Origin of the sequence: Sphingobium olei (assembly GCF_042678845.1) — a bacterium.
Lineage (GTDB): Bacteria > Pseudomonadota > Alphaproteobacteria > Sphingomonadales > Sphingomonadaceae > Sphingobium > Sphingobium olei.
In genome coordinates, this window is record NZ_JBHTLS010000126.1 from 91,215 (window position 1) to 106,207 (window position 14,993).

General features: G+C 64.0%; 12 protein-coding genes and 1 pseudogene. 10 read left to right on the plus strand and 3 right to left on the minus strand.

The annotated features are described in order from the left end of the window. The first annotated feature begins 60 nt into the window (after positions 1-60). The 7 genes from ACFQ24_RS12345 to ACFQ24_RS12375 are packed head-to-tail and all read left to right on the plus strand — an operon-like array spanning position 61 to position 9,250. Entirely contained in the window at positions 61-1,095 is a 1,035-nt protein-coding gene (locus tag ACFQ24_RS12345; protein WP_380911604.1) for a helix-turn-helix transcriptional regulator, read from the plus strand. Next, positions 1,092-1,841 (plus strand): PGN_0703 family putative restriction endonuclease, encoded by a 750-nt coding sequence (locus tag ACFQ24_RS12350; protein WP_380911606.1) that lies wholly within the window; start codon positions 1,092-1,094, stop codon positions 1,839-1,841. The genes ACFQ24_RS12345 and ACFQ24_RS12350 overlap by 4 nt, the downstream gene beginning before the upstream one ends. After that, complete coding sequence (locus tag ACFQ24_RS12355; protein WP_380911608.1) at positions 1,838-2,734, plus strand: hypothetical protein; 897 nt, start codon at positions 1,838-1,840, stop codon at positions 2,732-2,734. Before ACFQ24_RS12350 ends, ACFQ24_RS12355 begins: the two co-directional genes overlap by 4 nt. Next, positions 2,731-4,212 carry a DUF2779 domain-containing protein gene (locus tag ACFQ24_RS12360; protein WP_380911610.1) on the plus strand — a complete coding sequence of 494 codons (1,482 nt, stop codon included), beginning with the start codon at positions 2,731-2,733 and terminating at the stop codon, positions 4,210-4,212. The genes ACFQ24_RS12355 and ACFQ24_RS12360 overlap by 4 nt, the downstream gene beginning before the upstream one ends. Continuing rightward, positions 4,209-4,898: an HNH endonuclease gene (locus ACFQ24_RS12365; RefSeq protein ID WP_380911612.1), complete on the plus strand. Its 690-nt coding sequence runs from the start codon at positions 4,209-4,211 to the stop codon at positions 4,896-4,898. Before ACFQ24_RS12360 ends, ACFQ24_RS12365 begins: the two co-directional genes overlap by 4 nt. Before the next feature lie 9 nt (positions 4,899-4,907). Continuing rightward, complete coding sequence (locus ACFQ24_RS12370; protein ID WP_380911614.1) at positions 4,908-7,943, plus strand: McrB family protein; 3,036 nt, start codon at positions 4,908-4,910, stop codon at positions 7,941-7,943. After that, positions 7,940-9,250, plus strand: coding sequence for an McrC family protein (locus ACFQ24_RS12375; RefSeq protein WP_380911616.1), 1,311 nt, complete (start codon positions 7,940-7,942; stop codon positions 9,248-9,250). Before ACFQ24_RS12370 ends, ACFQ24_RS12375 begins: the two co-directional genes overlap by 4 nt. A gap of 25 nt (positions 9,251-9,275) precedes the next feature. Here ACFQ24_RS12375 and ACFQ24_RS12380 read toward each other — a convergent pair whose 3' ends face one another. Both ACFQ24_RS12380 and ACFQ24_RS12385 read right to left on the minus strand, forming a co-directional pair. Then, positions 9,276-10,025, minus strand: coding sequence for a hypothetical protein (locus tag ACFQ24_RS12380; protein WP_380911618.1), 750 nt, complete (start codon positions 10,023-10,025; stop codon positions 9,276-9,278). Positions 10,026-10,171: 146 nt separating this feature from the next. Next, on the minus strand, positions 10,172-10,480 hold the full coding sequence (locus tag ACFQ24_RS12385; RefSeq protein ID WP_380911620.1) for a hypothetical protein: 309 nt from the start codon (positions 10,478-10,480) through the stop codon (positions 10,172-10,174). A gap of 96 nt (positions 10,481-10,576) precedes the next feature. On the opposite strand from ACFQ24_RS12385, the gene ACFQ24_RS12390 reads away from it, so the two are divergent. The 3 genes from ACFQ24_RS12390 to ACFQ24_RS12400 all read left to right on the plus strand — a co-directional run bounded on the left by ACFQ24_RS12390 (position 10,577) and on the right by ACFQ24_RS12400 (position 14,880). Beyond that, positions 10,577-13,444, plus strand: a complete 2,868-nt coding sequence (locus tag ACFQ24_RS12390; protein ID WP_380911622.1) for an SNF2-related protein — start codon at positions 10,577-10,579, stop codon at positions 13,442-13,444. Between the two features lie 4 nt (positions 13,445-13,448). Continuing rightward, positions 13,449-14,285 carry a hypothetical protein gene (locus ACFQ24_RS12395; protein ID WP_380911624.1) on the plus strand — a complete coding sequence of 279 codons (837 nt, stop codon included), beginning with the start codon at positions 13,449-13,451 and terminating at the stop codon, positions 14,283-14,285. Positions 14,286-14,403: 118 nt separating this feature from the next. Then, complete coding sequence (locus ACFQ24_RS12400; RefSeq protein ID WP_380911626.1) at positions 14,404-14,880, plus strand: DNA methyltransferase; 477 nt, start codon at positions 14,404-14,406, stop codon at positions 14,878-14,880. Between the two features lie 3 nt (positions 14,881-14,883). Here ACFQ24_RS12400 and ACFQ24_RS12405 read toward each other — a convergent pair. Next, a pseudogene (locus tag ACFQ24_RS12405) lies at positions 14,884-14,993 on the minus strand (IS5/IS1182 family transposase); the annotation flags it as partial.

The window sequence follows — 14,993 nt, forward strand, 5'->3', positions numbered from 1 at the left end:
GCGCTTGCCATCCAATGGTGCTTGCTCGATCTTGCGACAAATACGGACGCAGGAGGCTTGATGACCGAAAGGATGGCGAAGCTCGATCGCCTGCTGGCACTTGTTCACGCGCTTTCCGACACGACCGAGGGCCTCACGCTCGACGAGATGGCCGGCCGCCTCGACGTCAACCGGCGCACGGCGGAGCGGATGCGCGATATCATTGCCCGCCACTTCGACCTCGATGAGATCGCCGACGATCGACGTAAGCGCTTCCTGATTCGAGACAGCTTGCGGCGAGCCTACACAAGACCGACTGCCGCCGAGGTTGCCGCCCTGCAGGCCGAGGTCGATGGCCGCACGTTGGCCGGGCAGAACGCCCGCGCAGAACAAATGGCCAGCCTGCTCGCCAAGGTAAAGGCGGCGCTCGACGACCGCGAGAGGCGGCGGCTCGATCCGGACCTTGACGCCCTTGCCCGGCTCCAGCGGACGATGGTGGCCGCCGGGCCGATCGCCGCCGTCGCGCCGGAAACCGTCACGACCATCCAGAGCGCCATCCTTTGCGGCCGATGCGTGGAATTCCACTACACGACCGAAGAACGGCCGGAGTCGCGCTGGCGGCGCGTGATCCCCTACGGCTTAGTCCACGGGCCGTTGACCTATCTGCTTGGCAAGATGCCCGCCCGCGACGACCAGCCGGTCTATTTCCGGCTCGACCGCATGACCGCAGTGACGGTGAGCGATACGATCGGCTGCGCGCCGGACGAGTGGGATATCGATGCCTGGCTCGCCGACAGCTTCGCGGTGTGGCGCGACGAGAAACAGGATGTGGCGTTGCGCGTGCCGCCGTCCTCCACCGCCCGCGCGCGACACTGGCGATTTCACGGTCAGCAGAGGATCGAGGATCTCGCCGACGGTGGGCTTCGCATCCGCTTCGCCACCGGCGGCATGCGCGAACTCGCCGAGCATCTGTTCACCTGGGGTGGCGAGCTGGTGATCGAAGGGCCCGACGCGCTCATCGCGGTGATGCGGGAACGCATCGCGGCGGCGCAGACAATGCTGCCGAAGGATGTGCGACCGATCCTGTCGCAGGACGCCGCCACAGGTGCATCATGACGATTCGCCTTCCCACATTCCTGCCCGGCGTGCCGGAGCATCTCGTCCGTGCCGCCTTGACGAGGGCGGGCGGCAACGAGATTGAGAGCGGCAAGCTCGACAGCCCGGAGAGCAGCGCGGCACTGGCCGTCAATGCGTTCGGCTGGTTCATCGAACGCGCCGGCGACCTGCCGCCGTTTCCCGGCCTTGCCGATCTCGACTGGCCCGCCGTGCGCGTTGATGTCGAGCGGCAGATGCGGTTCCCGTGGCGCGGCGGACGACACCCCTGGCTCGACGCATCGGTGGAGACCTGCGGCCGTGTCATCGGTATCGAATCCAAACGGTTCGAGCCGTTCCGGGACGCCAAGACCGTCAATCTGTCCGACGCCTATGACCGCGAGGTGTGGGGCAATCAGATGACGCCGTTCACCGCGATGCGCGACCGACTGCGTGCGGGTGATGGCCACTATCACCATCTGGACGCCGCCCAGCTGGTCAAGCACGCCTTCGGCCTAGTCACGGAGGGACGCCGGCTCGGCAAGGCGCCGGTGCTGTTCTATCTCTACGCCGAACCCACCCACCGCGGTTCCGCGCTCGTTCGGGGCACTGCCATCGAGCGCCATCGCGCCGAGATTGCCGACTTCGCTTCCGCCGTGGCGGGCGCAGAAGTGCGGTTCGCCGCTTGTTCCTGGCGCGAGTGGCTGGCCGGTTGGACCAGCGATGCCCGCGAACATGCCGACGCGCTTATCGCGCGCTTCCGCCCGTGAGACTATGGATCAACCTGATCGGCGTCTTCGGTATATGGTTCATCGTCTACGAAGGCGTCGCCATCGGTGTGGCGCTTCTGCTGGCAATCTTCGCGTTCGCGATCTGGCTGCATCGTCAGAACCGCAAGCAAGTCGCCAAGCCTCGCCGATCAACAGGTTATCCGAACCCGCGACCATCTCCCCCAAAATCACGAAAGGCGTTGATAATGACGGATGTTCAGCCTGCCTCGATTTTGTCTGCGGTCGAACAGCTTGCGCCGTCGATCATGCGGCGGTCGGGATCGCTATTTTATTCCGGCCCGAGCGCATTTCAGGGGCAGCATTCGCTGTATGTGCTGGGCCTCAACCCGGGTGGTTCGCCGGTCGCTCAGGCGACTGAGACCGTTGAACGTGACCTTGCGGATTGGCGGGCCCTGACATTGCCGTGGTCGGCATATCTCGACGAATCCTGGCAGGGCAAACCTGCCGGCGCCCACGGGATGCAGCCACGCATGCGACACATGTTCGATCGCCTCGGCCTCGATCTGCGCGAAGTTCCTGCGAGCAACGTCGTGTTCGTTCGCTCGACCAATGAGGCTGCGCTCGCAAGCGAGAAGGCAGTGTTGCTTCCGCAGTGTTGGCCCGTCCACGCAGCGGTGATCCGTGACCTAGGTATCCGTACAATCCTGTGTCTCGGCACGACCGCCGGCCGATGGACGCGCGAAGCGATCGGTGCCCACGCGCTGATCGATCGCTTTCAGGAGAGCAACGACCGGGGCTGGTCCAGCGAAGCTCACATAGCTGCGGATGGTCGCGCTGTCGTCACCGTCACGCACCCCGGCAGAGCGGACTGGCGAAATCCGGCGGCCGATCCGACGCCGTTGGTGAAAGCAGTGTTGGAGCGACAGCAATGACCGATCGTCCGCGCCGCGTCGGCCTGTCCAAGTCGAAGATCACCATGTTCGAGCAATGCCCCAAGCGGCTGTGGCTGTCCGTGCATCGCGGGGAACTTGCGGAGCAGGACGAAGGCGCCGAGGCGCGCTTCGCCACCGGGCACGAGGTCGGCGCGCTTGCCTGCGCCCTGCTGCCGGATGGCGTGATGATCGAGGCTGAGCCGGACCTCGCGGCGGCGGTCGCCACAACCCAAGCGCTGCTCTACAACGGCCATGACCGGCCGATCTTCGAAGCGACGCTCCAGCACGACGGTGTTCTCGTGCGGATCGACGTGCTGGAGCCGGACGGGGCCAGCGGCTGGCACATGGCGGAGGTCAAGAGTTCGACCAAGGCCAAGGATTATCACGTCGGCGACCTCGCCACCCAGCTCTGGGTTGCACGCAACGCGGGTGTGCCGATCAGCAGCGCGGCGATCCGGCACATCGACAGCAGTTTCATCCTCGAACGCGAAGGCGATTTCGACGGCCTGTTCGCCGACACCGATCTGATGGCGGCGGCCGAGCCGATCATCGCTGGTCGCAGCGAAACCGTCGCAGCCGCGCGGGCGACACTGGCCGGCGCGGAACCGGGCACCGCTCCCGGCGCCCATTGCGATGCGCCGTTCCCGTGCGAGTTCGCTGGCTATTGCCACGCAGCGCTGCCCGCCGGCCCGGAATGGCCGGTGACGGTGTTGCCGCACGGCGGCGGCAAGCGTTGGGTCGAGCAGGGCATCGTCGATCTTTTCGTCGTCGATCCCGCGGCGCTCACCAATGCCACCCATGCCCGCGTCCACCGCGCCACCGTCTCGGGCGAGGTCTATCACGATGTCGAGGGCGCCCGCGCGGCTATGGCCGGCTGGGCTTTCCCACGCACCTGGCTCGACTTCGAGACGATCGGCTTCGCGGTGCCGCGCTGGATCGGCGCGCGGCCCTATCAGCAAGTGCCGTTCCAGTTCTCGGCCCATGTCGAGACGGAGGAAGGCGCCGTCACGCACCACGAATTTCTTAGCCTCGACGGAAGCGATCCGCGCCGGGCGTGCGCTGAGGCGCTGGTCGAGATGGTGCCGCAAACGGGCGCGGTCATCGGCTACAATGCCAGCTTCGAAAAGGGGCGTATCCTCGAACTGGCCGCCGCGTTCCCGGAGCTTGCCGACGCGCTGACCGCGATGGCGGCGCGCGTCGTCGACTTGCTGCCGGTGACCCGCGCCAACTGGTATCACCGCGACCAGCGCGGAAGCTGGTCGATCAAGGCCGTGCTGCCGACGGTCGCCGCCGATATGGACTATGCCGCGCTCGAGGTGAAGGACGGCGGCAGCGCGCAGGAAGCCTATGCCGAGGCGATCGCGGCTGACTGCACGGCCGAACGCCGGGCGGCGCTGGACGCCGCTCTGAGGGCCTATTGCGGTCGCGATACCGAGGCGATGATCGTGCTGGCTCGGGGATTGTCAGGAGCGTTATGAATCAAATCCCCATCACAGATACTCAGTTCGAAGCTGCTGTCAGACTGGTCGCAGCGTGGGACGAGGCTGAGCTCGTCAAAAGGCGGCAGCAATTGAAGGCGAAAGACGCTCGCGGATATTATGTCGCCGTCCAAGCGCGCCGGCTCAGCCTTAAACTGGTCATTAAAGCTGCTTACAAGACTGCCGGACTAAAGTGGAACCACCTGCAATCACGGGCTGTCTTCGATCGCTTCAAGCACCTCTGCGATGGCTTCACACTCGTCCACGAACCGAAAGTGGGGGTTCTCACGCGCACCCAACTGACCGAAGAAGAGGAACTTGAGACAGAGTATGTCAAGCGCCTGAAGCGCAAGGGTCAGGCGGCGTTTCGCAGCGCGCTCCTTGGGCTCAACCCCGTTTGCCACCTTACTGGCTGCGGTGCTGTCGCGTCACTTGAGGCCGCTCACATTATGCCATTCGCCGCTGGCGGAAGCGACGCGACCGACAACGGCATGCTGCTGAGGGCTGACCTTCACCGGTTATTCGACCTGGGTTTTATTGCAATTTCGCCGAAAAGCGGTCGTATCTGGCTGCACGCAGCCTGCGCAGAAGATTACTCCGATCTCCTGTCGTTCAAACTCAATAATCAGCAGAGACAACAATGGCAGCCGGCGCTGTTGAAGCGCTGGTCTGAAAGACGGAAATAGGGCCTTGGTATGAGAGAAGCTGAGTTCAAGGCGTGGATGGAAGCGCAGGATTACTCCCGCAACACGATCAATACGCAGATGAGCAAGATCAGAAAGATCGATCGCGTCTTCGGTGACCTCGATGAGCTCAACGCGGCTGGAAAGCTCGCCGAGCTGGAAGCCCGGTTGAAAGCTGGCGACGACCTGCCTCAAGATATCGGCAACGATGGCGAGCGCGGGCATCTCCCCACCAGTCTGAGATACTATCGCCGTTTTCTTGAGGGCGGCAGTACACCCGCGCGCGATCGAGGTCATGGCGAACTGATCGCGCGCCTGACCGCAGCGCATATCGAGACGACGATGGACGATTGCGATGCGGTCGGTGTCGATGATTTCCTGCGCGCTCATAAATATATCCGGCCATCGAACTGGGTCATTCGTCCATCGAACGGCGAGCGTTATCCGGCTAAGGCCATCGTGGGGATCGCGGTCGGCAAGTTGCCCGGCGAAACGCCAAAGACGGCCAGCGAGTTTTTCGGCGGCTTCGGGGAGAGCCAGTCCTATGCCTTGCTGAAAGCGCTCGGCTACACGATCATCGGTCGCGATGATGCCGGTGCAAAAAGTTCAGGGGTAAGGCTCGGGCTGACTGCACAAGACGTCCTCGATGCCATCGCCCGGTGCGATGCCGCCGGGTCAGTCGAGGCGTTCATCGCCGGTCAGGACGGGCTTGGACCACCCGCCAAGTTCTGGCTGCTTCACCGCGGCAAGCGCTACCCCAGCAAGGCCATCGTTCGCGACGCTCTCGCGCATGTCGGAAGCGACGCACTACCGGGCGGTGCCCAGTGCAAGACAGCACTTGAGGCACTAGGCTTCGTCGTGATCGACTGGCCGGCGTTCAAGGCTCTACGCGACATCTTCCGCGCGCGAATGGCGGGGTTCGAGGATTTCCGGCGACAGGACGGCGATTACTGGACGGTCGAGCGCCGCTACAAGGACCAGACGATCGACAAGGTCCGCGCGCTCGCCGCGTCGGATGCCGACGACCGTACGGTCGGCGAGCAGATCTATCGCGCGCTCAGCGTCGATGCGCAGGGCTTGCCCCTCAGCTGGCGCACGCTCGACGAGGTGCAGAAGTCCGAGGCGCCCCTGCGCGACCGCTTCTTCGAGATCGTCGCACGGCTGGCGCGCAGCGACGACGATCCCCTCGCCACGATCGCCGATGGCGCCCGCGCGCTCGAACAGCTCAAGGCCGACGGGATTGCTGGCCTGCGTCGTGGCGAGGTGCTGGCGATCACGATCAGCGTCGTCGGCACCATCCATCCGGAAGCGGCGAGTTGGTTCAAGGTAAGCCGCATCGAGGCGATGGGCCAGCGCCTGTTCGGCCGCAAACTGTTCGCTCACCAGCAGTTCGAGGCGACTGATCTCGACGAATATCTCCAGCTATTGCGGGCGCTGTTCGCGCTGTTCGGGGAGGAGCTGGGCTGGAACCCGCTCGACCTGTTCGACGTGCAGGGCTTTGTCTGGGTGGCGCTGGAAGAAAAATGGGATGGCGAGGACGCGTCCCCGCCCGCCGCACCGCTCGACGCAGCGGAGGCAGAGGTGCTGCAGGACGGTCCCTATTGGTTCGTCGGCGCGTCCTATGGCCGCCGCGACGATCAGGTCGAGCGCTTCCTTAGCGAGGGCATCTGGGACATCGACAGCCCCAGCGACCGCAATCGCGAGCAGGTGTTACGGATGCAGCCGGGCGAGCGGATCGCGATCAAGGCGACTTATGTCCGCAAGAACGGCCTGCCGTTCGACGGGCGCGGGCGATCGGTATCGGTCATGTCGATCAAGGCGATCGGCACGATCACCGCCAACGCCGGCGACGGCGAGCGCGTGTCGGTCGACTGGCAGACCGATTATGCGCCGCGCGAATGGTATCACTACACCTATCAGCCGACGATCTGGGAGGTGTATCCGACCAACGAGATGGCGCAGCGGCTGATCCGCTTCGCCTTCATGGACGAGCCGCAGGATTACGACTGGTTCCTGCGCAACATGTCTCACTGGGGCGGTCTGCCCGCCGAGGAGGCGCCCGCGCCGGATCCGGTGAAGCGCTCGCCGCTCAACCTGATCCTCTATGGGCCGCCGGGCACGGGCAAGACCTATCGCACGATGGCCGAGGCGGTTCGGCTATGCCGCGGCCTGGCCGAGACCGACCCGCTGCTGACCGATGTCGAGCGCCGGCAGGAACTGCGTAAGGTCTATGAGGAGTTGAAGGGACAGGGGCAGATCGGCTTCGTCACGTTCCACCAGAATTACGCCTATGAGGATTTCGTCGAGGGCCTGCGGCCGCAGCCGCTGGCGGATGGCGTCGGCTTCACGCTCAAGGCCAAGCCGGGCATCCTGCGCCAGATGGCGGAGGCAGCCGAGGCCAGCGCCGAAGAGCACGTCCTCGTCATCGACGAAATCAACCGCGCCAACATCTCCAAGGTGTTCGGCGAACTCATCACGCTGATCGAGCCAGACAAAAGGCTCGGCATGGACGAGGGCATGCGGCTGACCTTGCCCTACAGCGAGGCGCGGTTCGGCGTGCCAGCGAACCTGCACATCATCGGCACGATGAACACCGCCGATCGTTCGATCGCGCTGCTCGACACCGCGCTGCGCCGCCGGTTCGAGTTCCGTGAGTTAATGCCGGACGCTAAGCTGCTGAAGCCGGTCGATGGCATCGACCTGACCGGGCTACTGACCACGATCAACGAGCGGATCGAGTATCTGTTCGACCGCGAGCATCAGATCGGCCACGCGTATTTCATTCGTTGCGCGACTCGTGCCGATGTCGATGAGGTGATGCGCCACAAGGTCATCCCGCTGCTGGCGGAATATTTCTACGAGGACTGGGCGAAGGTCGCCGCAGTGCTGGGGGACGGTGACGATGGCGAGGGTGATCGCGAAGGCCGCTTCATCGACCGTCGCCGGCTGAAGGCGCCCAAGGGTCTGGGCGGAGACGAGGACGCCGCGACGCGCTACCGCTGGAGCATTCGCGACAGCTTCTCCTACGATGGCTTCGCCGAAGCGTGATCCGCCGCACGATCCTTGAGTGGAAATCCATCGGCTACGGCGAGGCGGCGGATGAGATGCCGGCCGCAGCGGCTGACCGGATAGCGGCGGTGGCGGCGGCGTCCCCGCTGGCAGGTCGGGGCCGCGGTGGCGTACTCGAACATGGCCGCAAGGCTCTTCGGGCGCGCGGTGTTGTCGGCGTCATTGCCGCGCAGGGCTGCGCGCTGGAAATCTTGCCGAAGATCGACATTCCCGGTGTGGACGGTGCCCAGGCGACCGGCAGCATCCGCCGCCGTCTCGTCCACATGCTCGCCGTCGCGCTCGATCTGAAGATCGACGCTGGTCAGGTCACCGCGCTCGACTGGCAGCGCGAGACGCTGCTCGAAATTCTGATCCGCCTCTTCTCGGAAAAGCTGGTCGATGCCGTGCGGCAGGGGATGCCGCGCCGCTATGTCGAGCACGCCGATGACCTGTCGATGTTGCGGGGCCGGCTGAATGTGACGCGGCAGTTCACCACGCTGGCGGTCGAGCCGTCGCGGCTGGCGTGCCGCTTCGATGCGCTGACCCCGGACATCGCGCTCAACCGCATCATGAAGGCGGCGGTCACGCGGCTGTCGCGCATCGCCGGCACGACCGACAACCAGCGGCGATTGCGCGAGTTGGCCTTCGCCTATGCCGATATCGCGGACGTGTCCGTCGCTGCGCTACGGTGGGATGGGGTCACGCTCGATCGCACTAACGCCCGCTGGCGTGAGCTGCTTAATCTGGCGCGCCTGCTACTCGGCGACCGGTTCCAGACCACGTCCGCCGGCGGCAGCGACGGCTTCTCCCTGCTGTTCGAGATGAACACGCTGTTCGAGGAGTATGTTGCGCGAATGCTCAGGCGTGCGCTGGCCGACACCGACCTGGGTCGCGTCAGCCAAGGTGGCCGGCTCTATTGCCTGGAAAATGACAACCGGCGCGGCTTGTTTCAGACGCGGCCGGATATCCTGATCAAGCGCGGCGACGCCGTCGTGCAGATCATCGACACCAAGTGGAAGCGCATCTCCGCCCGGATTGACGATCCCAAGCAGGGCGTGTCGCAGGCAGACGTCTATCAGATGATGGCCTACGGGCGGCTATACGCCTGCGATCAGCTCATGCTGCTATATCCGCATCATCCAGGACTCAGCGGTCGCGAGGGGATGCAGGAAATGCATCGTATTACCGGCTCCGCCAGTTTCCTCAGCACTTCCACGATCGACGTGGCCATCGACGATCGAATTCATCACCGACTGCTGGCGATCACAAAGGCGGCCGGAACGACCTTCCCGGCCACCACTGAGTGATCGCCGGGCAGTGTCGCTGAATGATCTACTTGTGACAGGCTCCGTCGAGGTCCCGGCTGCTCGAGCCAGATGCGCGGGACGCTGGGCGATGACCGAGCAAATCTGCGTGCCCGTCGGCGGCGGGGTCGGAAACCTTCGTCGGCCTGTTCGCGGGCCTGTCCTTCGCCCCCGGCTCCGGCCGTTCCGTCGTTTTCTCCGACACGGCGCTGGCGATCAGTCCAGCCAGATGGCGGATGGTGTCAGGGTCGCCGAGAGCGTTCCTGGTATCCTGCAGCGCGAACAGACGGCTTTCCAACGCCTCAGCCTTGCGAGTCTGGTCAGCTACATCAGCGCATGCCTCCGCCAGTTCCGCAGTGAGCTGCTCGATCTGTCGGCCAGCCGCTTCCAGCGCAGCATCGCGTTCGTCCACCATCGTAAGCAGGTCGTTCCGATCACCCCGCAGGCTGTCGTTCTCATCCTGCAGGTCGCGCGTCCGGAAGCCTGCGACGTGGGTTGCCTCGGCCGAGATCTCGGTGCCGACGGCGACCAACACAGCCTCGAGCATCTCGCGGTGCTTGTCCTGTACAACAAACGGCGGCAGGTGTGCTTGCACGCGCCGCCGCTGCTTCCAATCGTCGAACAGGCGATAGAAGGTCGCGTTGGCTTTCGTCTTTCCCATCCGCGTCGCAATCATATTGGCGTTGACCTTTTTGAGGTCTCCCCCCTTCTCAAGCAGAGTTTCGTCTGCGATCTTGTCGAACTCTTTCGGTTCGACCCACTCGTCCTTGGTTGCCATCGAAGCCTCGTTCGGCTCGCCCGCGAGTTCTCACCTTTCGCAGCATCGCAGTTCTCTCATGTTTCTCAGGCTGCGGCGTGCGCGCGGACGCGATTGTCATGCGCCGCGCCGGTGGGACGCGACGGAGCTTGCGCTGACGGACTAGGTTACGGTGCCGCCCAGCGGGACGGCGGTGCCACGAGAGCCCGGTCGAAAGTTGCCGTCGCTCGGTATCGCGGCCGGGAAATGTGCTGTTTGGCGCGCACCTCTCGCAGAAGTGCGCTGATGAAGAACAACAAGATCGAGATCAGCCGCCGGGCAGTAAGCGAGCCTCGCCGCTTGTCTTTGATCCCGTCTAGGACGTCGCTGATCGCACGCAGGACTTGGCCCAGCATGATCAGCAGGTCAGCCGAATGCGCGCGATCGGGGATCGCCGGGTCGGCCGCAGTGTCCGTTTGGGGCGCCTCGCGGTTCATGTTCCCATTGTAGGAGGTGGCTCCTGTTACAGCGAGGAGAAAATACAAAATCGGCGCAATTATACTGACACTGCGCATTGAGATTGCAGGCATTCTATGATCACTTCGCAAGCAAAGGGGAAACAGGCGTTGGGGTATCTTCCGGTTCAGGGGCGCTATCACGCGCACCGGCTTACCGTTGCTGGCAACGGCGAGGACGCCTTCACGCAGTCGCTGACGTCGGCACGGGTCGAAATGAATCCGCATCAGGTCAATGCGGCGCTGTTCGCGCTGAAGTCGCCGTTCGCCAAGGGCGTGCTGCTCGCCGACGAGGTCGGGCTCGGCAAGACCATCGAAGCGGGGCTGGTGATGTCGCAGCGTTGGGCGGAGCGGCGGCGGCGCGTGCTGCTCGTTGTCCCCGCGTCCTTGCGCAAGCAGTGGCAGCAGGAGCTGTTCGAGAAGTTCTCGATTCGCGCCGTGATCCTCGATGCCAAGACCTATGGCGACCGGCGACGCTCGGGCATCGCACGGCCATTCGAGGCCAAGGACGCGGTCGTCATCGTCAGCTACGAGTTCGCCGCCCGCAAGGCGGACGACGTTCGCGCGGTTGCGTGGGATCTGGTCGTATTCGACGAAGCCCACCGGCTTCGCAACGTCCACAAGAAGGGCGCGAAGCGGGCCAAGGTGTTGAAGGAGGCAGTCGACGGCCGCTTTAAGATCCTGCTGACCGCGACGCCGCTGCAGAATTCGCTGACGGAACTCTACGGCATCGTTTCGATGATCGACGAAATGCACTTCGGCGGCGAAAATGCGTTCAAGGCTCAATACATGGGGGCCAACGCCACACCCGCGTCGCAGGAGATTCTGCGCGAGCGGTTGAGGACCATTTGCCACCGGACGCTGCGCCGCCAGGTGCAGGAGGCGGGGCACATCAACTTCCGCCAGCGCCACGCCGTCACCTTCCAGTTCGAGCCCCATGACGTCGAGACCGACCTATACGAGCAACTGTCGGCATACCTGCAGGATCCGGACACCATCGCTTATGGCAGCCGCACCAACGCACTGGTGATCCTGCAGGCGCGCAAGAGCCTAGGCTCGTCGACCGCCGCCGTCGCCGGCTATCTCGACACGCTGCTCGAACGGCTGCGGCGCAAGGAGCGCGCCTCGGCTGAAATGACCGACGACTTCGAGGACAGCTTCGAAGAGGAAAAGGAGGCACTCGACGACGAAGACGACGAGGCCGAGGAGCCGATCGACCCCGTAAAGCTCGCCGCCGAAATCGCGCATGTTGAGGCGATGCGCGACATCGCACGCGGTATCGGCGTCAACGGCAAGGGCGAGAAGCTGATCGCCAACCTGCCCGCCGTATTGGATGAGATCGAGGCGAAGGGTGGACAGCGCAAGGCGGTGATCTTCACCGAGTCGGTGCGAACCCAGCACTACATCAACCAGTTGCTCGCCGAGAACGGCTATTCCGGCCGTATGGTGCTGATGAACGGGTCGAACAACGACCCGGAAAGTCGCGCCATCTATGAAGCATGGAAGGCGAAGCACGCCGGCACCGACCGCATATCGGGGTCGAAGACCGCGGATATGAAGGCGGCCATCGTCGAGGCGTTCCGGGGCGACGACAAGACCATCCTGATCGCCACGGAGAGCGGCGCCGAAGGCATAAACCTCCAGTTCTGCTCGTTGCTGATCAATTACGACCTGCCGTGGAACCCGCAGCGCGTCGAGCAGCGCATCGGTCGCTGCCATCGTTACGGCCAGCTGGTCGACGTCACCGTCGTCAACATGCTGAACCTCAAGAACCGCGCCGAGGCGCGTATCCACGAACTGCTCGAACAGAAGCTACACCTGTTCGAAGGCGTATTCGGCGCGTCCGACGAGGTGCTCGGTATCCTGACCGATGGCATCGACTTCGAGCGCGAGGTGCTGCGGATCGTACAATCTTGCCGCAGTGCCGAGGAGGCCGACGCTGAGTTCGATGTCCTGACCGCTCGCATACAGGACAGCATCGATGCCGATATGGAGGCCGCCCGCGCGAAGGTGCTGGAAAGCATGGACAGCGATGTCGTCGCCAAGCTGCATCGACGAGAGCAAGCGCTGGCCGAAATCCTGCCTGAGTTCCAGCAGCGCCTGCTGATGGTTGCGCAGGCCGAGCTGCCGGAAGCGCGCTTCCCCACGCCGGATGCGATCTGGTTCGATTATGACGGACAGCGCTGGACGACCCGCTGGCCTATGGCGGACGAGCAGGGCTGGCAGTTCTTCCGGGTCGGCGAGGCGTTGGGGCACGAAATCGTCGAGCGAGCAAAGGCTCGCGTCGAGGACGGCGTCGAGGCGGTAGTGTTCGATCCGGCGGCATATCCCTATCCGGGTCAGCTCGGCGGTGTAGTCGATCTGACCGGGCGGTCGGGCTGGCTGCGCGCGTTCAAGGCGATCATGCCGGTGCCGGATGCCGAGCGCGAGGAGGTGCTGATCGTCGCCGAAACCGACCAGGGTGAGGTCATCCCTGCTGGAGTCGGCGACAAGATGATGATGGCGCCCGCGCGACGCCTTGGACCGGCCGACGTCGCGCCCCCTTCGGATCGGCTCGATGCTCTGCGCGAGGCGGAATTCGCCGCCTTTTCCGAACGCGTGACAAAAGAGAATTATGCCTGGCTGCTCGAGAAGGAAGAGCAGCTCGGCCGCTATGCGCGGGACCGCGAAATCGAGATCGAGGCGCAGGTTGCCGCGCTCGATGCCGAGATCAAGGAACTGGAGCGGGCCAAGCGTGCGCCGGGCCTTGGCATGGAGGAGAAGCTCGCCCAGATGCGGGACATCCGCAAGAAAGAGACCGCACGCGACGACCTGAAGATGTCGCAGTTCGAGACCAAGCGGCAGGTCAACGCCGATATCAACCGCGCCCTCGACGACCTTGCGGCAATGCTCGACCAGAAGCCGCGAATCGAGGAGCTGTTCACGCTCCGCTGGACGGTCGCCTGACGCCATGCTCCACGGGTTCGGACAGGCACCGGTCTGCCTCGAACTCGATCTCGACAGCTATGACGGGCCGTGGACGCATGTTGATCGCTTCCGCAACCGGCGCGGTTGGCTGATGGTGGCGAACACGGTCATGACCACGCCTGACGGTGAGCACGAACTCGGCATCGTGGTCGGCTGCGATGAGTGGGGTGAGGCTATTCCAGGCTGGCAGGCGGCGCACCTGCTTGAATGCGCATGCTCGCTGCCCCAGCCGTGCGACGAATATGCGCCGGCCGTGCTTGAGGCGATCGCCCAGCGCGAGGCGCGCGAGGTGAAACTGCGCTGGCTGCGCGAAAACAACCGGGAACTGCTGACGCTCGCTCAAGCAGTCGAAGCCGCGGTCGCCGCCGAGGAGCACCGGACCAGCGACCTCATCGACCGGACGCTGGCCGACGTCGGCGACCTGCGTCGTCGGCGGCGCTCGCCGCTTCTGACGGCGGACAATCGCGTCGCCATCGACGAGGCCATTGCCTCGCTCGAAATCGGGGTCGAGGCGGCGCTGCACAACCTGGAGCTCGAGCGCGGGCGGATTCGGGCAGAAGCGGGGGAAAAAGAGCGTCAGCTGCTGAAACACGCGGCGGTTAAGGTTGAGATCGAACCTGCCTATGTGGTGAGCTGGCACGACGGAGCGCCCGCCTTTGCCGGCGCGGCCGATCACACGGCCGACTTTGACTGGCGCCCGCCGCGCGTCGAGTTCACCTATGAGGCAACGCGCCGGAATGCCTGGTGGCGTGACCGCGCGGCAGGGCGAACAGATCCCAGGGCCGCGCGGGGCGGAATGGCGGTGCGTGCAAGACGTTGAGCGAGCGACCGCAGGGCGTTAGCATATTCCGAAGACGCTGTGCTGTCGCACGGCGACCCATCAAACAACCTTGCCGGCACCGGCAAATCGATCCTGCCCAGCCGGAGAGCGAGATACCGTGAAGAAGACCAAACTCGAACTGACCTGGCCGGGCAAGGACAAGCGTCCGCAGCTGGAGCCGCGCATCTTGCTCGAGCATCCGGAGCGTGGCCACCATGCAGCCTCGCGCCGCGAAGGCGACCTGTTCGACAACATGCTGATCAAGGGAGACAACCTGCTTGCGCTAAAGGCGCTGGAGCAGGATTATGCAGGAAAGGTAAAGTGCATCTATATCGATCCGCCTTTCAACACCGGCGCGGCGTTCGAGCATTATGATGACGGGCTTGAGCACTCCCTGTGGCTAAGTCTCATGCACGAAAGATTTGCAGCGTTGCGCACGTTGCTATCTGATGACGGATATATCTTTGTTCACTTAGACGATAACGAAGCAGCCTATGCCCGCGTGCTGATGGACGAAATATTTGGACGTGCAAACTACGTCGCGACGGTCACAACGACAACAAATGCACCATCTGGATTTAAGAGCCTGTCTTGAATCTCATGCGTAACGAGCGATGCGCCTGATGAGGACGACGGCGGCAGCTGCATATAGAAGTGCAGTTGCGGATTTGATGGTTCGCTCGAAGTCCTTTGCCAAGCGTCGATTTC

Coding starts and splice junctions, on each gene's coding strand:
- ACFQ24_RS12345 (WP_380911604.1), top strand. CDS start 61: ATGACCGAAAGGATGGCGAAGCTCGATCGCCTGCTGGCACTTGTTCAC.
- ACFQ24_RS12350 (WP_380911606.1), top strand. CDS start 1,092: ATGACGATTCGCCTTCCCACATTCCTGCCCGGCGTGCCGGAGCATCTC.
- ACFQ24_RS12360 (WP_380911610.1), top strand. CDS start 2,731: ATGACCGATCGTCCGCGCCGCGTCGGCCTGTCCAAGTCGAAGATCACC.
- ACFQ24_RS12365 (WP_380911612.1), top strand. CDS start 4,209: ATGAATCAAATCCCCATCACAGATACTCAGTTCGAAGCTGCTGTCAGA.
- ACFQ24_RS12370 (WP_380911614.1), top strand. CDS start 4,908: ATGAGAGAAGCTGAGTTCAAGGCGTGGATGGAAGCGCAGGATTACTCC.
- ACFQ24_RS12380 (WP_380911618.1), bottom strand. CDS start 10,025: ATGGCAACCAAGGACGAGTGGGTCGAACCGAAAGAGTTCGACAAGATC.
- ACFQ24_RS12385 (WP_380911620.1), bottom strand. CDS start 10,480: ATGAACCGCGAGGCGCCCCAAACGGACACTGCGGCCGACCCGGCGATC.
- ACFQ24_RS12390 (WP_380911622.1), top strand. CDS start 10,577: ATGATCACTTCGCAAGCAAAGGGGAAACAGGCGTTGGGGTATCTTCCG.
- ACFQ24_RS12395 (WP_380911624.1), top strand. CDS start 13,449: ATGCTCCACGGGTTCGGACAGGCACCGGTCTGCCTCGAACTCGATCTC.